Below are 19,066 nucleotides of genomic sequence, written 5' to 3' on the forward strand. Positions count from 1 at the left end.
AATAATCTCTACAGTTCTGCTGGCTCAGATCCGGTGAAGCTTCCTGAGGGTCGATGCTGCCGCCGCTACATGCGAGGACGCTGAAGAGCCAAGCGATTCGCCTAGCCGGCGTCTAAGGCCCTCGATTCGGGACGCTAAGGACTCCAAACGCAGCCCCTCCTGATCATCCAGCGATGACTCCTCGGCTAGAAACTCGGCGAGAACCACCTGAGCAAGATCAATAGCAGACGGCTCCTCAATAGTGATGGCGAGATGAATCGAGTTGCCGTCGCGGGCCGTCGCGTAGTGGGGAGCCCCATGAGGCATGTAAAGCACGTCACCCGCAGTCAATGTCGCCTCTACCCTATACGTCGGGTCGATTTCTCCCTCATGAAGAGTGGAGGCGCTAGTCGAGTTCTCGTGCAGCTTGCCTACAACCCAGTCCTTCTTTCCGGCCAGCTGCAGGACGAGAACATGGGCACCGTCGGTGTGTGCTTGGATGGCCGTCTTGTCGGGTGGACTGAGAAACACGAATGCCTCGAGACCACCATCAAAATGAGTCTCCATAGCCTTCACTAGTGTGCGAATTCTGGGGTGCCAGTGCTCCGCTTGGTTAAGCTTGAAGGTTCCTCCAGCGCGGAAGTCGGCCCTGATCTGCTCGGGGTTGATGAACCCAGGCAGGTCCTTACCTACCACCTTCTTGGGCCGCGTTATATCGGTCATCGCAGACCGGATGCCTTCGTTGAACATCGTGAAGTAGGGCCGGTGCAAGAAGCCCTTGTCGACTTCCTCCCAGATCTCGTCCTCTGTAAGAAGAGCTTCAATATTAGACGGAGCGCGCCAGATAATCGGTTGGCGCCCCCACTTCTCCTTGAAGAAACTGTCCACGTCGCCCACGATGTCCGAGAGCGTTGCGGCCGTTTCCGTTGTCAGAGCCTTAGATGCCGACATAGCTATCCTACTTCCTTCCGCGTCCTGAGGAGAGTCGTCTCAACCCATTCATCATCGCTTACCGTCTTTGCATCGAGCGCGATCGCATCGAGAACCGCCTGTGCGCGCGCCGTGAGCTCCAGTCGATGAAACCCGTCGACGAGTTCGGGGTGGCGGGCCGCGAAGATATCGATCAGTGACTCGGTCAGGTCGGCAGCGGTAGGCTCCGCCATCGTGAAGGTCAGGTGCATCGACGGACCATCGACGGCACGAGCTACGTGAGGCCATCCGTGCGGTAGATAGAGGACGTCACCTGGCTCCATAACAAAGCTATGGGTCGGCTCTAGCGTGTCGACATCAAGTCCTGCGTTCGACTTGATCTGGTCATCTGAGGCATAGAGGTCCCACGCCTTCTTTCCCTCCAACTGTATCGCGAGGACGTGCGCGGCATCACGATGAGGCAACATGCCGCGTCCCGACTCAGGAGTCCAGAAGACGTAGCTACTCACCGCCGTTGGAAGCCCGGCCTCGAGTTCACTACGGATTCGGCGGGTGGATGCATGCCAATCGCCAACCTGATTCAGCTTGAGAGACGCCCCCTGAGCCATCGCTTGAGAAATGGCGGAGTAGTCTGGATAACCAGGACGCTGCTGGCCGATGACGTCACGAGAGGTCGTGTAGGTCTCCGTCGGTGGCTGCCTGCCATCCTTCAGGAGCGTGAAGTATGGCCATCGAAGAAGACTCGCCTGCAACTGCTGCTCGATCTCCGTGGTGCTCACGAAATCGGCTGGATCGACAGCGTTCTTCCAGATTACGTGAAACTTCTGCCAGTTATCCCGTAGAAACTCCGGATCGACAATTGACAAAGGGAGGTTAAAATGAGGCTTATGCAAAATTGGTTTTTTGCCGAGTGAAAAAGATGAGTCCGCGGACGGCGTTGAAGGCATCTCGGAAGGTGCGCAGTGGCCGCCGGTAGTCGGTGTGGAATATCCGCCAGGTCTTGATGCTAGCAATTGTTCTCTCGATCACGTAGCGGTGGGTGTTCACGAAGCGATTGTGGTGTTTGGCGTAATTTGGCAGATGTTCTTCGCTTGGCCTCTTCTTTATTGGTGTGACCATTCCGGTGCCTTGATAGCCTTTGTCGGCCAGCGTGTTCGAGAGGTTAACGGTGTCGGCCAACCCGGTTTCTCGAAACGCGTGGGCATCGTGATGCTTGCCCGCGATCGGATCCGAAATGTGGATCAACCGACCGGAGAGATCGGCGAGGACCTGGCAGTTGTGCCCCGTGGTCATGTGTTTCCCGGAGTACAGCTCTGGCGCGTCCGACCAGGACCAGCACGGCAGGAGCGTGCCGTCGATGACGGCCGTTGTCCCGCGGAGCGCGGCCTCGACGTCCGGTTGCTCGTCGTCTATCACGACATTGAGCATCGCCTCAACCGACGCGATCGTTCGCGACACGGTCGACTGACTGACACCGACCACATCAGCGATCAACTGCTCGGTCACATTCTGGCGATAATAGAGAAGAGTGACCCGCAATGCTCCCTCGAGGGAAAGTCTGCGCGGACGTCCTCGCCGCCGACGCCACATGAACTCGTTCTCGATCCGTTCGGCGAGGATCGCGTAGTGCTCGGCCGTCATTCCCGTAGTAGACTGTGTGCGCACCGGCTGGTTCCTTTGCGAAGAGTTTCTGTTAAAGGCTGCTCTTCAATCAAAGCGGATTAGCCGGTGTTATTCGTGACCGACACGCGCAAATCCATCTCGATCAATCGTATTTTGCATAAGCCTCAATCACTCATGTATTGAGCTCCGTCTCGCGATTCATCGATATGAACGATGGGGGGGGGCCGACGGTTTAATCCGCCGACCCCCTCACTACTATGAGGCTTATGCAAAATTGGTTTTTTGCCGAGTGAAAAAGATGAGTCCGCGGACGGCGTTGAAGGCATCTCGGAAGGTGCGCAGTGGCCGCCGGTAGTCGGTGTGGAATATCCGCCAGGTCTTGATGCTAGCAATTGTTCTCTCGATCACGTAGCGGTGGGTGTTCACGAAGCGATTGTGGTGTTTGGCGTAATTTGGCAGATGTTCTTCGCTTGGCCTCTTCTTTATTGGTGTGACCATTCCGGTGCCTTGATAGCCTTTGTCGGCCAGCGTGTTCGAGAGGTTAACGGTGTCGGCCAACCCGGTTTCTCGAAACGCGTGGGCATCGTGATGCTTGCCCGCGATCGGATCCGAAATGTGGATCAACCGACCGGAGAGATCGGCGAGGACCTGGCAGTTGTGCCCCGTGGTCATGTGTTTCCCGGAGTACAGCTCTGGCGCGTCCGACCAGGACCAGCACGGCAGGAGCGTGCCGTCGATGACGGCCGTTGTCCCGCGGAGCGCGGCCTCGACGTCCGGTTGCTCGTCGTCTATCACGACATTGAGCATCGCCTCAACCGACGCGATCGTTCGCGACACGGTCGACTGACTGACACCGACCACATCAGCGATCAACTGCTCGGTCACATTCTGGCGATAATAGAGAAGAGTGACCCGCAATGCTCCCTCGAGGGAAAGTCTGCGCGGACGTCCTCGCCGCCGACGCCACATGAACTCGTTCTCGATCCGTTCGGCGAGGATCGCGTAGTGCTCGGCCGTCATTCCCGTAGTAGACTGTGTGCGCACCGGCTGGTTCCTTTGCGAAGAGTTTCTGTTAGAGGCTGCTCTTCAATCAAAGCGGATTAGCCGGTGTTATTCGTGACCGACACGCGCAAATCCATCTCGATCAATCGTATTTTGCATAAGCCTCTATGCTTCGTTAATCTGGCTCATGATCATCATCGGCGCATCGTATGCCTCATCGCTTGCGTAGGCAGCGACCTTCGACGGGTCAACGCCTCCCTCACCCGCAGCGCGAGCGAGCGACGGAGCGGCCACGATGTCCGCGTCGTTCAGAGCCGAAAGTACGTCTTTCAGTCCCATGTTTTCTCCTTTTCTCTTAGTGTCCCCGATTTGGGGGCACATCGATCGGTCGCGACGACTAGGCGCGACCATGGTCGATAGAGTACGGCTGATGCACGTGCGCCATGTTGTTTCACGCCGGACCATGCGGTCGCCTAGCAATTCTTGAATCACTAGGGAGGTCGCGCAAGCGCAAACCGCTATATCTCGTCGATTCGCTTCGAGCCGCGCGGCGGACGCATACCTTCTAATAGCCTTCCCCCTTAGCCCGAATGTTCCCACTCTTCATCCCGGGAAACATCGGTTAGCTTTGCATGCTGCCACAGAGCGCGAAGGCTCGCAACCTGGCGCGCTCTGCAGCCCGTACCGGGCCTCTTTGCCGACCTATAACATGGAGGGTAACGCGCAGGGCTGCACTACGTCGCGACGGGACGCGCCGCGGTCTTCGGCGGCCGTTGGCTCTCGTGAACCTGGTTTTCTACGTAGAAACGAGTCGGGAAAACCTCAGGAGCAGGCGTCGTATGCGTTCTTGAGTGCGTGCGGTGTTCATCGTCGTTTCTGTGAAACGCAGGCTTACGCTGATTCGCGTCGATTTGCGTCGTGCATTTCAGATTTGCGGAATGCTCGGATAGTGGCTCCTGCGTGGGAAGCCTTGGCCCGATCTGACGCTGTCGGAGGCGTTGGCGCCGTGGTGTAAACCGTTCGCGATCCACGATCCCGCCAAGTTGACCGTGAATCTCACCATCGCTTTCGCGCTGGGCGGCGATGCGCTGACCGACATCAGTGTGCACCAACTCACGCGCTATAAGCTATTCATTCAGTTTGACTGGCACCAATAGAGCCGCGGAAGGAGGTAACCGACCGCGACCTCGTCCCTCCCTCACGCCTCTGCGATCAGTTTGCAGCGTCGAACGCGTCCATTACCTCCTGCGGGATGCGTCCGCGGCTCGACACCCGGTAGCCATTCGCATTCGCCCACTCCCGAACCGCTCTGAGACGCTCAGGGTCACTCTTGCGCGCCGCTCCGGAGGAAGGCGCTGCGAGACTCGCAGCCCGCACCTTCCGCGAGTTCAACACGAACTTGTCTAGCGCCTTATGCAGCTTTGAGGTATTGTCGGCCGACAGGTCGATTTCGTAGTTGCTGCCGTCGATGGAGAACCGAATGGTTCCTCCGTCGTCGTCGATCAGGCTGCCGTCGATGTCGTCGACGAGCGTTACTTTCTGGGCCATTGAATCCTCCGGAGTCAGTGTGGCATTGTCACCTATGGCTGATACTAGAGACGCGTGGGAACCATCACAAGCCAGAATCGTAAAACCTAGCGGTCGAAGGGCGGATGATTGCCGAGTCGTTCTCGTCTACTTTTTCGGTCCGACAGCCGGCAAGTCTGTGGTTGTGTAGCGCGCCCGGCGGGAGGCATCGATGTAGAGACGGAATGCGGCACGGAGCTTCTGTCGGTTCTTCGGCGACAGGTCGATCTCGTAGGCTTCATCGTCGATAGAGAATCGGACGGTAGATCCGTCTGGGATGAGCAGACCGTCGAGGTCATCTACGAGGGTAATTTTCGTTGCCACTCCTCCAGTGTGCGCGCATCGCGCGCCAAGCTCAATGTGCGACTGAGCCACCTGTCCATTCCACTGCGCGAGCATCGGGAGGGAGTGGCGACGAGTTTGCCCGCACATCGATCTGGAGACTGCATTCCCGCGGATTCGCCGCCGGCAGCCCGACACGGTCGAGCAACGCAGGACCCACATTGCCGGAAGGCCAACGGGTGCGTCACCGGCAGCCGAACTCAGCAGGTCCAGCCAAAATTGAGGTACGGCTACCCCGCTCGCCGCGTTCGAGGTTCGACCGCTAGACCGGCCCACACCCCAGTAGCAACGAAGACAGCGACTAAGACCGTCCTGCCACCACTCTGCGGGGTCACAGGGGCCAGATCGGCGAGCGAGTCCCCTTGTCGACGGAGCTTCCGCCTTCCTCCACAGGAGCCTGCCGCGACCGCTTCCCCTGTCGACGGCGTTCATGGCGCCCCTGGTACTGCTGGCCGAGTAGCGTCACGGCATGAGTGATGAAGAAGAACTCGAAATCGCTTGCCCCTGCGCCTCCTGCAGAGTCGGATTGGCGCCATGGTGGATGTCCACCGTGTCAGCGCCGCCGAGCGGCTTTCCCGCTGGTGGCGCGCGGCGAGCGTCCGGACCGCGTTCTGACTACACTCCGGGGTGAAGAATTCCCAATGAACCTGGATCGTGTACGCGGGATGCGCGGCCGCGCTGACCGGTTGGACAGTCGCTGCTGGCCTGTGGTCATTCTCGAGCTGGACGGGCACGGCGACGTCCGTGATCCTGGCGGCCGCGATCCTCACCCTTGTGAGCGCAGCGGTCCGGTCCTTTCGCGGGACTCGTCCCCCCACGAGAGGCTGATGCGCTCGCCGCGCCCGTAGTCGTGCCGGCGACAGTCCAATTTGAAGTGTTGACGACGCGCGGTCACCCACTGATCCCGTCGAGGGCTGCCCCAGCTCGTGCACCGTTGTGCATGGGGAGGCGACGGAGCCTGATGATCGCTGGCATCTCAGCACGACGGATTATGCGCCAAACGCTCAGCTGGTGCGGATCTTCGACGCCGCTGGAGCGGCACACCGCTCGAGCTGTACCGCTGAGCTTGAGGTGCACCTCGATCAACACGACGCTGACGAAGACACATGGGTAACCATCGGGCCCGGTACCGAGCGACACAAGATCCTGAAGATTGATGTCGAGGTCGCGACCCAGCTCCATCAGGTGCATGACGAGATGTTGCGGCGTCTCCAGCGGTACTGCAGAGACAGGTCGGTTGAGGCGCGGCGAACCGGAGCGCTCGCCAGCGTAGGACCGTCATACAGGATCAGATTTTCGCGCGGTCATGATCGCACTCCCCCGGCGTGCAGCACGGAGCGACAGCTAGCGAGCCTCCGAGAGCAGCTCGATTGGGTCGCGACCGATCGAGCCGGCCATCTTCTCGACCGAGCGAAGGGTGAGGTTGCGCTCCCCTCGCTCGACACCGCCCATGTAGGTGCGGTGGACGCCGAGCTCGTCAGCGAATGCTTCCTGGCTGAGACCGAGAGATTCGCGGTGGCGGCGCAGGTTGCGTCCGAAGACCTTCTGCAGCTCACCTTCCACGTCATCGAGCCTCGTGTGGTGCTACTTGAAGGTCTACATACTTATGAGTAGCATCACAGCCACGGCGGGCCAGACGGGCAGGCCTGGAGGCGCGAGGCGGGGTGATGAAATGAGCGGTGGCGACTTCGTTGGGGCGATGAACCCGACTACGCGGCTCTGGCGGCGAATGCGCTTCCAGCGTCTGCTGAAGACACTTCGCTGGCGAGGGTCCACACGAAAGTGACCTCCGCCTTCGGAAGCAGCCAGCCCGGGACATCGAGCGAGATCTCCCGGGCTGCAGTCTGTTCAGGGAGCCTGGAGATCTGCGGACGCTGCGCTGCCGAGACCAGGTCAGTGACGCTCATGTGGGCGATGTCCGTATCGGTGTAGTCCATGGTGAGCGAGAGGCCCTTCGTTGGCTGGGCAATCGCGACGAAGAGGCGGTGACCGCTACGTGGCGTGATGGTGCGGTAGACGTGGCGAATGCGGACCATGCGACCGTTTTGGACCGCGTCGTCGCCGACCGCGACGGAGTAGGTCTGGCCGGCCTTCCGGGCGCTACGCCGGATCTTCTTCTCTTCGCCGTCGACGCTGAATTGCAGAAGTTCAAAAGCATCCCGGCTGCTGGCCTCGAAGCCAGGACGAGGCGTCATGAACCAGGTCGACGTCGATGGGATGTCCGAGACCAGTTCGTGGAACTCATCACGGTCTGAGGTGCAGGCGAAGCGCTGGACGGGACTGCTTGGGATGACCGAGTACTCCCAGGTGACCGTTACGGCGAACCGAGGAACACCTACGGTGTTCCTCTCCTCTGTAGAGGAGAGCCGGATCCGCACATCTACGTCGTGCCAGCGTTCCGGTGCGCGGACGACGGTGTCGCGGAGGTCAGCGTAGATCTCACGTGCGAAGGCTGGGTCACCGAGGCGCAGGCCGAGGGCGTTGGTGGCTAGATCGTCAAGGAGCGCGGGGGTGGCCACGCGGCGAAGATCTTCTGGACTGGAGGCGAAGCCACGAACTACGGCGTCGGTGAAGTCCGGCGCTGAGTCAGCCAGTAATCGGCGCACGCGCGCATCATCGCGCGCTTCTTTTTCGCGCTGAGTCCAAAAGTCGACAGCCACACTTATCAGTCCAGTCACAACGAGGGCGTCAGCCAACCCGCTGAGTACAACAATGACGAACCTTGGAGCAAGCTGATTCATCTGTATATAGTCAGCTATAAGCAAAGTCGCGAACCCAATGCACGCGACAAAAGCCGCAATAATGGCAACTTTAAGCTTGTAGATCTTTGCGAAGACATCAGCAATCATTTGTGTCTATTGTGACACACTTTATGCTTTGCGTAAACCGGGGCATTGTTGGTACAGAGAGGACTGAGGTCAAAGAGGACCAGTTGTCCCACTCACGACTTTGCCCACCAACGTTTCTTCTTTTTTTGTTTACTCGTCACTGTTTCATTAGCGTAATCTAACGCTTCGCTCGATACGTTATTCAAGATGTTCTTAGCATCCAGATCCTGAACCTTAGAGCGTTATTCATAAGGTCTGATTCGGGCGTGTCGTTCCGAGGCATCGGCTTCCCATTCGGGAGAATAGAAGTTCCAAAGCTCGCTATTTTCGGAACGGGAAGCCGATGCGGTACGACTCTACTACAGGCCTGGATGCGGAGCAATTGACGGAGCTGATCTGTCGGATCTGGCAGATTGTCGCGGGGAGGGGTGAGGTTTCGGGACGCCCGGTGCTGCTGAACATTCGCGAGCAGGTCGTTATGACTTTGATCATATTGCGGCAGAACGTGAACCAAGCGACTATCGCGGATATGTTCGGTGTGTCGCAGCCCACGATTTCTCGCGCATATCGGCGGATCGTCCCGCTGATCGAGCAGGCCTGCTGTTTGTCGGGGGTGTGTTTAAAGACGGCTATCCAGGGCCGAGTGGTCCTGGTCGACGGCACCGATGTTCCCACCGGGAACCGCGCCGTGACGGGGAGAGCGAACTACTCCGGGAAGCGACACCGTCAAGGGCTGAACGTGCAAGTTGCCTCGGACGTGAACGGTAACTTGCTTTGCGTGTCCGATCCGACCCCCGGCGCTCGGCACGACCGAGCGACCATCAGCCTGTGTGGATGGGAACCGATTCTCGATAATGCCGAGTGGATAGCGGACCCAGCGTACGTCGGAACCACCGCAGTCACTCCCCGGAAAAAATTTCACCACGGACAACATGATGACAACACACGTACAGCCAACCGATACATCTCCTCCATCCGTTCGGCGGTCGAAAGATGCATCGCGCACTGGAAGAACTGGAAAATCCTCAAGACCGGCTATCGCGGACGTCTTACAGAACTTCCCAACCTCATTCGCACCGTCACCCGCCTCGAACTTTACCGACTCGGCTGGTAAACGCTTATGAATAACGCTCTTAGTCGCCCACTCGAATCCCATTACTTTAAGATTGAAGTTTGGAAATAGCGTGAGGAGCTCGGGGGAGATCAGAATTCCAACTAGCGCGACCGCAAATCCTAATAGGGTAGCCGAAGGCTGAGCGCTAACACAATTGCTGACAACAGACACGGACACGTCTTGATTATCAAGGCCGAAGTGAGACGTGTCGCGCGTAGTTTGATGTGAACAAACTTTAGCAGCGATTCCAATCGTCTGCGCTGCGTACAAAGCCAGAAGGACAAGCACGCCACAAGCCGCAACAAACGCGAGGAAGTTCGTAAAGAATCGAGTGAGCTTTCTCCTCTCCCACGCCTCCCTAGGAGAATAATGCTCTCCTACGTTCATTCGAGAACTGAAGGGATTCGAGGCTCCCTAAGCGAGTGCATAGCGAGTGACAGCAGAGCGAGATCGGACCTCTCGATCGCCAGCGCTAACACAAAGGTCCCGGCAAAGACTTGACGACGACGTCGCTCACTAAGGGAGCGGCGCCTCTTCTTTTCTCGCCGCGGGAGTCGCGAGGTCCTTGCGACGATTCTTTTGTGTTGAGCGCACCATTTTGCGACGAGCTGCTCAAAGTCAAGCTCTCGCTGGCCCGCGACAAGGTACTCAAGGATCTTTATTTGTGACCTGGTTGGCGCGTCCAGTTCGTCAGACACGTACATCGATCTCAGGTTGCCAAATTCTTTTCTACTCAGAGCGTTATTCATAAGGTCTGATTCGGGCGTGTCGTTCCGAGGCATCGGCTTCCCATTCGGGAGAATAGAAGTTCCAAAGCTCGCTATTTTCGGAACGGGAAGCCGATGCGGTACGACTCTACTACAGGCCTGGATGCGGAGCAATTGACGGAGCTGATCTGTCGGATCTGGCAGATTGTCGCGGGGAGGGGTGAGGTTTCGGGACGCCCGGTGCTGCTGAACATTCGCGAGCAGGTCGTTATGACTTTGATCATATTGCGGCAGAACGTGAACCAAGCGACTATCGCGGATATGTTCGGTGTGTCGCAGCCCACGATTTCTCGCGCATATCGGCGGATCGTCCCGCTGATCGAGCAGGCCTGCTGTTTGTCGGGGGTGTGTTTAAAGACGGCTATCCAGGGCCGAGTGGTCCTGGTCGACGGCACCGATGTTCCCACCGGGAACCGCGCCGTGACGGGGAGAGCGAACTACTCCGGGAAGCGACACCGTCAAGGGCTGAACGTGCAAGTTGCCTCGGACGTGAACGGTAACTTGCTTTGCGTGTCCGATCCGACCCCCGGCGCTCGGCACGACCGAGCGACCATCAGCCTGTGTGGATGGGAACCGATTCTCGATAATGCCGAGTGGATAGCGGACCCAGCGTACGTCGGAACCACCGCAGTCACTCCCCGGAAAAAATTTCACCACGGACAACATGATGACAACACACGTACAGCCAACCGATACATCTCCTCCATCCGTTCGGCGGTCGAAAGATGCATCGCGCACTGGAAGAACTGGAAAATCCTCAAGACCGGCTATCGCGGACGTCTTACAGAACTTCCCAACCTCATTCGCACCGTCACCCGCCTCGAACTTTACCGACTCGGCTGGTAAACGCTTATGAATAACGCTCTCAGAGGTGAGGCCTCTAAGCCACTCCCGCTGAGTTCCGCCGATAAATCTTCGGCGATACGACGCAACACATACTCGCTCTTCTCAAGAGGAACCAAGAAGCCGAGTCCACCGTCAGCACGAGTGTGAATCTCATGGAGTGCCCGACGCTGGAATTGAGACTGAAGACTAAGGAGCCTCCGTTGGGCGGTTAGACGAGTTTGAGACGGGGACATCGAGATGCCTCTTTCAGGTGATGGTGCCGCTGACCAGAGCCTCTAACCTATCAGCACCACCAGTGAATCCGATGAAGGAGATGAGGCACCGCGTGTCCCGACTACGTAAAGGCGCAGTCGTCTAACCCTTTGAGGCATGGTTGCCCAGCATACGCAAACGGGCGGAACGCTTGCTGTTCATGTTCTCCGCCGTCTCAGGAGCCAATGCACCCTCAGCGCCGACAATCGCTTCGAGCCGCTCCGCAAGGAGAGAAATTATCTCCTCTAAGCCCAAGATCGCAACTTGCCAGTCCCCTGGCTCGAGAATAGCCCCACGCCGCCGCCTGAGTTCCAGTCGCCGCATACTAACGAGACTCAGCGCAAACGTCTCAAACCACTTTTCGAGCTCTGCCAACCCCTCAGCAGAGACGAGGAAATCTAGTGATTCTGAAGAAAAATACTCGCGCAAAACAAGATCCGGGTTTTGCGCTCCGGACCTAAGCGACTCAAGTGCCTCAATTGCGTGGTAACGATGTCCAAAATCTTCCGACTTCTCAGCCGCCAGGCGCTCGTGCGCTACCGCTCGTAGGTTGCTCATAAGGAAAAACACCTCGCTGCGAGGAGGACCGCGTCGCGGCCATTCAGAGGGGAACTGGGAGAGAATTGATCGGGATGGTCTTTCCATTCCACACCAGTATTACATGGAACCGTGATCCGGTCAATGGCCACCGATACTCCCCCTTGTGTTGGACTTAGAGCGTTATTCATAAGGTCTGATTCGGGCGTGTCGTTCCGAGGCATCGGCTTCCCATTCGGGAGAATAGAAGTTCCAAAGCTCGCTATTTTCGGAACGGGAAGCCGATGCGGTACGACTCTACTACAGGCCTGGATGCGGAGCAATTGACGGAGCTGATCTGTCGGATATGGCAGATTGTCACGGGGAGGGGTGAGGTTTCGGGACGCCCGGTGCTGCTGAACATTCGCGAGCAGGTCGTTATGACCCTGATCTTATTGCGGCAGAACGTGAACCAAGCGACTATCGCGGATATGTTCGGTGTGTCGCAGCCCACGATTTCTCGCGCATATCGGCGGATCGTCCCGCTGATCGAGCAGGCCTGCTGTTTGTCGGGGGGGTGTTTAAAGACGGCTATCCAGGGCCGAGTGGTCCTGGTCGACGGCACCGATGTTCCCACCGGGAACCGCGCCGTGACGGGGAGAGCGAACTACTCCGGGAAGCGACACCGTCAAGGGCTGAACGTGCAAGTTGCCTCGGACGTGAACGGTAACTTGCTTTGCGTGTCCGATCCGACCCCCGGCGCTCGGCACGACCGAGCGACCATCAGCCTGTGTGGATGGGAACCGATTCTCGATAATGCCGAGTGGATAGCGGACCCAGCGTACGTCGGAACCACCGCAGTCACTCCCCGGAAAAAATTTCACCACGGACAACATGATGACAACACACGTACAGCCAACCGATACATCTCCTCCATCCGTTCGGCGGTCGAAAGATGCATCGCGCACTGGAAGAACTGGAAAATCCTCAAGACCGGCTATCGCGGACGTCTTACAGAACTTCCCAACCTCATTCGCACCGTCACCCGCCTCGAACTTTACCGACTCGGCTGGTAAATGCTTATGAATAACGCTCTTAGGCGCAATATTAGTGACTCGCCGCGCCACGCGTCAGCATCGAAATCGTTGAACTAGAGCCCTAGGCGCACAATTTCTGCGAGTATTCGTCCCTGACGCATGATTCTTGCACACGACGGGTGCTTCGCGCTACGCAAGTCCCAGAAGCATCAGCTCACGAGCTCCAGGTGAGCCCTCGCGTCGCTGCGGCTGGTCCTCTTCGTACTAGACGGTGAGGGCAGGGAACTGCAGTCGACTACGGAGCGTCCCGTGCCGGATCGCACGGCGTTGCGGAACGTCCTTGGTCGACGGGCTCACCCACATCAGACGATGCTCGGCGCTCCCAACGCCATCAGAAGACCCAAGACCACCAACCGTCTTCGGATCGTGCTCTCACTATATTTCCGACGTCGTAATAAGGCTATGTACTGCTTTCGCTCCTTTTCGGAAAGCGCGAGGACATCCTTGTCGCGTTCAACTGCCCATTCGAACCAGTCCTGTAGGTCGGCCCAGTAGGCGCGGGCGGTGTTGTAGCCGTAGTTGAGGAGCAACGCTTCGCGTCGATCGATGAACTCCTGCCAGCGGAGCGGAATCTCCGGCGCGAACATCATCGCGTTGTCTGGGTAACGCTCGCGGCTGTCCATGCCTTGAAGCGTACAGCCTGTTATCACGCTTGTGCTTTGTGCCTGGTCAGACGATGTTTTAGGTTCGGTTCACCGCAGTCGGGGTAGCCGTACCAGGAGCCGATCGATCCGCACGGCGGATTAGGTACCGGCAATCTGTCGCCGCCGCAACGCCACACCTCAGTGAACGCTGACCTCCTTGGCTACTTCGACGTCGGTTCATCTGTACATGTCAAGCGAAAGGACCACCATGTCTTGGCCCAATCAACATCGCGCCAACGTCGCCGCGTTGTGCGTCGTGCTGCTCGGAACGCTCACGGGGTGCTCTACCGGTTCCGCCTCTCGGACGGAGTCGCTCCAGAATTCCCAGGCGAGGTCGCTCGAATGCCCGGCCGGCACCGCCTTCAACTCGTTGGACGCGCTCGACGGCTCCGGTTCATCCCGCGACGCCGATCTCCTCGAAACGCGATGGGGCGCGGTCCGTGCGCACCTGACTCAGGCTGCCGTGTGCGGCGGTCACGCGCGAGTCGTCGTGGGTTCATCGTCCTCTGCGACCTCCGTGATCCTGCTGGACGCGGATCTTGAGCCTGCTGGAGCTACCGAGAACGCTCGGCTGCGCGGGGTCGAAGAGCTGGTCGACGACAAGCTCGCGGAAGCGCAGGAAGCGTACGAGGCGGCGCTGCCGGGGCTCGATACGGGTGGGACTGACATGACCGCGGCCTACTTCGCCCTCGCCGACTACATCACAGAGCGAGACAGCCTCGGTGGTGAACAGGTGTACAGCGTTCAGGTGGAGACCGACGGGATCCAGAACGTGGGCGTGGACCTCAGTGACCCGACCTTGAACGCCGAGGCGGCCGAAGCCCTCGCTTCGTCCGTCGCACTGCCGCAGCTCGACGAGCGGGTTTCAGTGACCTTCCTCGGTGTCGGAAAGGTGGCAGGCACGGAACAACCGTCGACCGAGTACGTCAACGGTCTGAAGGCGTTCTGGTCGGCGACGTGCGATGCGACCGGCGCCGGGTCGTGCGCGGTCCTAACCGACTTCGGCGGAGGCACCCAGTGAGCCTCCGAGAAGTAGTCGTCGGATCCTCGTCCGAGTTCGAGCAGGCCGCTGACTTCGCCGACGGTGTCGCGCTGCAACGGATCGATGAGGCCGTCGCTATCGCACGACCATCCATGATCGCCCAGACGTACGTCGAGGAGGAGTACGACGCGCTGTCTGGGGCACAGACGCCGTCGTGGGCGGCCAGCGGCGAGGCAGCGTCCCGTGAGGACGATGTCGGCGCCGCAGGTCTCAAGTACCCGGCGGAAAAAGCGCGGGACGCAGCGGTCGGCAATGATGTGGTGCTCGCAGAGTCCCGTACGCAGCTCACCACTGCCAGGCAGGCACTGGCGCCTTTCGTCCGGCGGAAGCCGCATGCGGGCCAGTGGTATGTCGGGTGCTGGTTCGGCTTCGTCGGTGGCGACGTCGCGGGGATTGCCGGTGCGGCCATCTACTTCGGAGAGATCCCGGAGCTGGCGGTCATCCAGGCCGTTTCGGTTGGGCTCGCTGCGGTGTCGGCTGGCTCGGTGGGCGGAGATCTCCGCGATCTCCGCCTCGCTGCCAGACGGGAGAAGGATGCGGAGGCTTTGTCTCTAGATCTGAAGCCCTACAGTCATCTTTTCACTGGTATCGACCCTGGTGCTCGTTTCGTGAAGCTCGCCGGTGGGATGGCTGGGTGCGTGGCGGCGGCCATCACAATCGGAATCTTCGGTTTGCGTTCGAGTATCGAGGGGCCGCTCGCGGGGCTCATCTATGGCGGGTTCGCGCTCGCGGTTGCGGCCGGTTCGTTCCTTAACGCCTGGGCCTACTCGGACGAGGTCGCCGACCTCCTTGGCTCGTTTGAGCAGCGCTACGAAAAGGAGCTGAAGCGTGCAGCACGCCTCAGTAGCGCTCGGTCGCTCGTGCAGCACGCCGAGCATGAGCGGCGCGCTCAGTCGCTACGGGACGAGCACAGGGAACGCGGGAAGGCCGCGGTCTTCTCCTACGCAGCGCTCAAGGCGCGGATCCTGCGCCGCAACCCCGGCGTCGTCGGGCACGGCCGTGCAGCCGAGCCGGTCGGGCGAGTCCATGCCGCCGAGAAGGACGGAGGGCGTCCGTGAGCGTCATCGGTCTGGCCACTTCGCAGCTCGCGACTGCGCATCTCGTTCGTCCCGGCCTTCACTCGTTCGGAAGCGGTGCAGGGCGGCCTCCACGTGGGCCCCGCATCCGGCTCGGCCATCCGGGTGGGCCCTGTCGTGGTAAGTCCCTGACCATCGTGATTGCCGACGACTCCGGCTCCGTAATTGGACCGGCCGGCGTTGACCCGGTCTCGAACCGATATCAGGAGTGCAAGCTCGCCTTCCGCCGCATTGCGTCGGCCGGCGTCGGGCGCGACGAACTCGGGGCGGTCCTGCACTTCGACGTCCCGACGTCGGGAGACGTGCCGCCGGTGCGAATGACCCAGGTCGGGTTGCGCCTCATCGAGCACGGGTTGCGCACTCCTCTCGATGCCAGGGGCAGTTCGGTCCTCGGGCCATCGCTTCGGGCGGCTCGACTCCTGGCAGTAACGCGGCCGCAGCACCTGGCGACGCTCGTGGTGCTGTCGGACTTCGAGCTATTCGATCCCGAGCCGGCAGAGACGCTTCGTTGCCTGGCGGAGTTCCCCGGCGGCGTGCACGCGGTGGTCCTCGGTGGTGGTGGCCCGACGGACGCCGACTTCGGTGGCAACACCCTCGTCACTCGGATCTGTTCCGACGACGAGCCCGGTGCGGTTGCCCGTGCGGTGCTCGCGTCGCTCGCGAAGCACCGCCGCCGCTGACCCGGCGGTGCCCGTAGCAGCCGTTTTCCACAGGGTGTTGTGAAGAAAACGTCAACGGCTGTGGATACCACTTTGGTCACCCCCGCTATCTGAAACGCGGCTTTCTCGTCGCTTACATTCCGCTGAAGTTCAAGTCTTTACGAATCTTCACTGATGCTTCGTAATACGGGGTAGATCGCGGCAGTCAAGCGTAAGCGGTATTTGTCGCGCCGAAATAGTACTCATCCCCTCTTGAAAGGAGACTCTTCCATCATGTCTACAGATACGCCCCAGAAGTTCTCGACGATCCTGGCTGACCCGCCGTGGAATATCGAACAGACCGGACGCCTCGGTGCCGCCCAGCACTACACCCTCATGAGCCTGGACCGCATCAAGGCGATGCCCGTCGAAGCGCTCGCAGCAGAAAACGCGCATCTCTGGCTGTGGGTGACGAACGCGACGCTGGAGCACGGCTATGACGTGATCCGCGCTTGGGGCTTCACCCCGCGCTCACCGCTCACCTGGATCAAGCCGCGCCTCCTGCTCGGCAACTACCTCCGTAACGCCACCGAGCACCTTCTCTTCGCCACGAAGGGCAAGGCGCCGGTGCGGTACAAGTCGCAGCCGACCTGGATGTTCGCACCACTGCAGGCGCACTCCCACAAGCCCGAGGAGCAGTTCGCCGTCATCGAGCGCATCTCGGGCGGCCCGTACCTCGAGCTGTTCGCACGCCGCCGCCCACCGTCCAACGCCGACTGGTCCGTCTGGGGAAACGAAGTCGACTCCGATATCTCGATTCCGGGCTACCTCGTTCCGTCCGACCGGACTCCGAAACAGCAGAAGTTCGCGCCCGTGAAGGGAGCGAAGTAATGAGAGGGAAGCAGTGAGGCTTATGCAAAATACGATTGATCGAGATGGATTTGCGCGTGTCGGTCACGAATAACACCGGCTAATCCGCTTTGATTGAAGAGCAGCCTCTAACAGAAACTCTTCGCAAAGGAACCAGCCGGTGCGCACACAGTCTACTACGGGAATGACGGCCGAGCACTACGCGATCCTCGCCGAACGGATCGAGAACGAGTTCATGTGGCGTCGGCGGCGAGGACGTCCGCGCAGACTTTCCCTCGAGGGAGCATTGCGGGTCACTCTTCTCTATTATCGCCAGAATGAGGCTTATGCAAAATTGGTTTTTTGCCGAGTGAAAAAGATGAGTCCGCGGACGGCGTTGAAGGCATCTCGGAAGGTGCGCAGTGGCCGCCGGTAGTCGGTGTGGAATATCCGCCAGGTCTTGATGCTAGCAATTGTTCTCTCGATCACGTAGCGGTGGGTGTTCACGAAGCGATTGTGGTGTTTGGCGTAATTTGGCAGATGTTCTTCGCTTGGCCTCTTCTTTATTGGTGTGACCATTCCGGTGCCTTGATAGCCTTTGTCGGCCAGCGTGTTCGAGAGGTTAACGGTGTCGGCCAACCCGGTTTCTCGAAACGCGTGGGCATCGTGATGCTTGCCCGCGATCGGATCCGAAATGTGGATCAACCGACCGGAGAGATCGGCGAGGACCTGGCAGTTGTGCCCCGTGGTCATGTGTTTCCCGGAGTACAGCTCTGGCGCGTCCGACCAGGACCAGCACGGCAGGAGCGTGCCGTCGATGACGGCCGTTGTCCCGCGGAGCGCGGCCTCGACGTCCGGTTGCTCGTCGTCTATCACGACATTGAGCATCGCCTCAACCGACGCGATCGTTCGCGACACGGTCGACTGACTGACACCGACCACATCAGCGATCAACTGCTCGGTCACATTCTGGCGATAATAGAGAAGAGTGACCCGCAATGCTCCCTCGAGGGAAAGTCTGCGCGGACGTCCTCGCCGCCGACGCCACATGAACTCGTTCTCGATCCGTTCGGCGAGGATCGCGTAGTGCTCGGCCGTCATTCCCGTAGTAGACTGTGTGCGCACCGGCTGGTTCCTTTGCGAAGAGTTTCTGTTAGAGGCTGCTCTTCAATCAAAGCGGATTAGCCGGTGTTATTCGTGACCGACACGCGCAAATCCATCTCGATCAATCGTATTTTGCATAAGCCTCAATGTGACCGAGCAGTTGATCGCTGATGTGGTCGGTGTCAGTCAGTCGACCGTGTCGCGAACGATCGCGTCGGTTGAGGCGATGCTCAATGTCGTGATAGACGACGAGCAACCGGACGTCGAGGCCGCGCTCCGCGGGACAACGGCCGTCATCGACGGCACGCTCCTGCCGTGCTGGTCCTGGTCGGACGCGCCAGAGCTGTACTCCGGGAAACACATGACCACGGGGCACAACTGCCAGGTCCTCGCCGATCTCTCCGGTCGGTTGATCCACATTTCGGATCCGATCGCGGGCAAGCATCACGATGCCCACGCGTTTCGAGAAACCGGGTTGGCCGACACCGTTAACCTCTCGAACACGCTGGCCGACAAAGGCTATCAAGGCACCGGAATGGTCACACCAATAAAGAAGAGGCCAAGCGAAGAACATCTGCCAAATTACGCCAAACACCACAATCGCTTCGTGAACACCCACCGCTACGTGATCGAGAGAACAATTGCTAGCATCAAGACCTGGCGGATATTCCACACCGACTACCGGCGGCCACTGCGCACCTTCCGAGATGCCTTGAGGCTTATGCAAAATACGATTGATCGAGATGGATTTGCGCGTGTCGGTCACGAATAACACCGGCTAATCCGCTTTGATTGAAGAGCAGCCTTTAACAGAAACTCTTCGCAAAGGAACCAGCCGGTGCGCACACAGT

At 59.4% G+C, this 19,066-nt stretch carries 21 protein-coding genes; 8 read left to right on the top strand and 13 right to left on the bottom strand.

The window, feature by feature from the left end:
- Positions 1-24 precede the first annotated feature (24 nt).
- The 10 genes from A6122_RS10750 to A6122_RS10790 all read right to left on the bottom strand — a co-directional run bounded on the left by A6122_RS10750 (position 25) and on the right by A6122_RS10790 (position 8,291).
- A complete protein-coding gene (locus A6122_RS10750) occupies positions 25-930 on the bottom strand; it encodes a JmjC domain-containing protein (protein ID WP_068254731.1) in 906 nt (301 codons plus the stop codon).
- 2 nt (positions 931-932) lie between these two features.
- The gene (locus A6122_RS10755) at positions 933-1,856 is read right to left on the bottom strand and encodes a JmjC domain-containing protein (RefSeq protein ID WP_084415985.1); all 924 of its coding nucleotides are present in this window, start codon (positions 1,854-1,856) and stop codon (positions 933-935) included.
- Positions 1,795-2,550, bottom strand: coding sequence for a transposase family protein (locus A6122_RS10760; protein WP_084415693.1), 756 nt, complete (start codon positions 2,548-2,550; stop codon positions 1,795-1,797). The genes A6122_RS10755 and A6122_RS10760 overlap by 62 nt, the downstream gene beginning before the upstream one ends.
- A gap of 246 nt (positions 2,551-2,796) precedes the next feature.
- The gene (locus tag A6122_RS10765) at positions 2,797-3,552 is read right to left on the bottom strand and encodes a transposase family protein (protein ID WP_084415693.1); all 756 of its coding nucleotides are present in this window, start codon (positions 3,550-3,552) and stop codon (positions 2,797-2,799) included.
- A gap of 147 nt (positions 3,553-3,699) precedes the next feature.
- A complete protein-coding gene (locus A6122_RS16605) occupies positions 3,700-3,873 on the bottom strand; it encodes a hypothetical protein (protein WP_157593808.1) in 174 nt (57 codons plus the stop codon).
- A gap of 873 nt (positions 3,874-4,746) precedes the next feature.
- Complete coding sequence (locus A6122_RS10770; protein WP_068254737.1) at positions 4,747-5,082, bottom strand: histone-like nucleoid-structuring protein Lsr2; 336 nt, start codon at positions 5,080-5,082, stop codon at positions 4,747-4,749.
- 126 nt (positions 5,083-5,208) lie between these two features.
- Positions 5,209-5,424, bottom strand: coding sequence for an Lsr2 dimerization domain-containing protein (locus A6122_RS10775; RefSeq protein WP_068254738.1), 216 nt, complete (start codon positions 5,422-5,424; stop codon positions 5,209-5,211).
- A 909-nt stretch (positions 5,425-6,333) separates the two neighbouring features.
- Entirely contained in the window at positions 6,334-6,633 is a 300-nt protein-coding gene (locus A6122_RS10780; protein ID WP_068254739.1) for a hypothetical protein, read from the bottom strand.
- Between the two features lie 153 nt (positions 6,634-6,786).
- A complete protein-coding gene (locus A6122_RS10785) occupies positions 6,787-7,005 on the bottom strand; it encodes a helix-turn-helix domain-containing protein (protein ID WP_068254740.1) in 219 nt (72 codons plus the stop codon).
- Positions 7,006-7,151: 146 nt separating this feature from the next.
- The gene (locus tag A6122_RS10790) at positions 7,152-8,291 is read right to left on the bottom strand and encodes a hypothetical protein (RefSeq protein ID WP_068254741.1); all 1,140 of its coding nucleotides are present in this window, start codon (positions 8,289-8,291) and stop codon (positions 7,152-7,154) included.
- A 322-nt stretch (positions 8,292-8,613) separates the two neighbouring features.
- Here A6122_RS10790 and A6122_RS15900 point away from each other — a divergent pair, with 322 nt between their 5' ends.
- Together A6122_RS15900 and A6122_RS15905 are read left to right on the top strand one after the other, a co-directional pair.
- Complete coding sequence (locus A6122_RS15900; RefSeq protein ID WP_084415986.1) at positions 8,614-9,384, top strand: transposase family protein; 771 nt, start codon at positions 8,614-8,616, stop codon at positions 9,382-9,384.
- Positions 9,385-10,226: 842 nt separating this feature from the next.
- Positions 10,227-10,997: a transposase family protein gene (locus A6122_RS15905; protein ID WP_084415986.1), complete on the top strand. Its 771-nt coding sequence runs from the start codon at positions 10,227-10,229 to the stop codon at positions 10,995-10,997.
- A gap of 354 nt (positions 10,998-11,351) precedes the next feature.
- Here A6122_RS15905 and A6122_RS16610 read toward each other — a convergent pair whose 3' ends face one another.
- Positions 11,352-11,807, bottom strand: coding sequence for a hypothetical protein (locus A6122_RS16610; protein ID WP_157593809.1), 456 nt, complete (start codon positions 11,805-11,807; stop codon positions 11,352-11,354).
- Positions 11,808-12,070: 263 nt separating this feature from the next.
- Between A6122_RS16610 and A6122_RS15910 the strand changes: the two genes are divergently transcribed.
- Positions 12,071-12,841 carry a transposase family protein gene (locus A6122_RS15910; RefSeq protein ID WP_084415987.1) on the top strand — a complete coding sequence of 257 codons (771 nt, stop codon included), beginning with the start codon at positions 12,071-12,073 and terminating at the stop codon, positions 12,839-12,841.
- A gap of 323 nt (positions 12,842-13,164) precedes the next feature.
- Here the strand turns inward: A6122_RS15910 and A6122_RS10795 are convergent, their stop codons facing one another.
- Positions 13,165-13,485 carry a site-specific integrase gene (locus A6122_RS10795; protein WP_084415988.1) on the bottom strand — a complete coding sequence of 107 codons (321 nt, stop codon included), beginning with the start codon at positions 13,483-13,485 and terminating at the stop codon, positions 13,165-13,167.
- Positions 13,486-13,876: 391 nt separating this feature from the next.
- Here A6122_RS10795 and A6122_RS10800 point away from each other — a divergent pair, with 391 nt between their 5' ends.
- The 4 genes from A6122_RS10800 (at position 13,877) to A6122_RS10815 (ending at position 17,153) form a co-directional block, all read left to right on the top strand.
- On the top strand, positions 13,877-14,527 hold the full coding sequence (locus A6122_RS10800) for a hypothetical protein (protein ID WP_068254748.1): 651 nt from the start codon (positions 13,877-13,879) through the stop codon (positions 14,525-14,527).
- Positions 14,524-15,606: a hypothetical protein gene (locus A6122_RS10805; RefSeq protein WP_068254751.1), complete on the top strand. Its 1,083-nt coding sequence runs from the start codon at positions 14,524-14,526 to the stop codon at positions 15,604-15,606. Before A6122_RS10800 ends, A6122_RS10805 begins: the two co-directional genes overlap by 4 nt.
- Positions 15,607-15,761: 155 nt before the next feature.
- Positions 15,762-16,304: a hypothetical protein gene (locus A6122_RS10810; RefSeq protein ID WP_068254754.1), complete on the top strand. Its 543-nt coding sequence runs from the start codon at positions 15,762-15,764 to the stop codon at positions 16,302-16,304.
- A 252-nt stretch (positions 16,305-16,556) separates the two neighbouring features.
- On the top strand, positions 16,557-17,153 hold the full coding sequence (locus A6122_RS10815; protein ID WP_068254756.1) for an MT-A70 family methyltransferase: 597 nt from the start codon (positions 16,557-16,559) through the stop codon (positions 17,151-17,153).
- Between the two features lie 303 nt (positions 17,154-17,456).
- Here A6122_RS10815 and A6122_RS10820 read toward each other — a convergent pair whose 3' ends face one another.
- Entirely contained in the window at positions 17,457-18,212 is a 756-nt protein-coding gene (locus A6122_RS10820) for a transposase family protein (protein ID WP_084415693.1), read from the bottom strand.
- 151 nt (positions 18,213-18,363) lie between these two features.
- Here A6122_RS10820 and A6122_RS10825 point away from each other — a divergent pair, with 151 nt between their 5' ends.
- Positions 18,364-18,987 (top strand): transposase family protein, encoded by a 624-nt coding sequence (locus tag A6122_RS10825; RefSeq protein WP_068254758.1) that lies wholly within the window; start codon positions 18,364-18,366, stop codon positions 18,985-18,987.
- Positions 18,988-19,066: the final 79 nt, after the last annotated feature.

It is taken from the genome of Rathayibacter tritici (assembly GCF_001641005.1).
Classification (GTDB): Bacteria; Actinomycetota; Actinomycetes; order Actinomycetales; family Microbacteriaceae; genus Rathayibacter; species Rathayibacter tritici.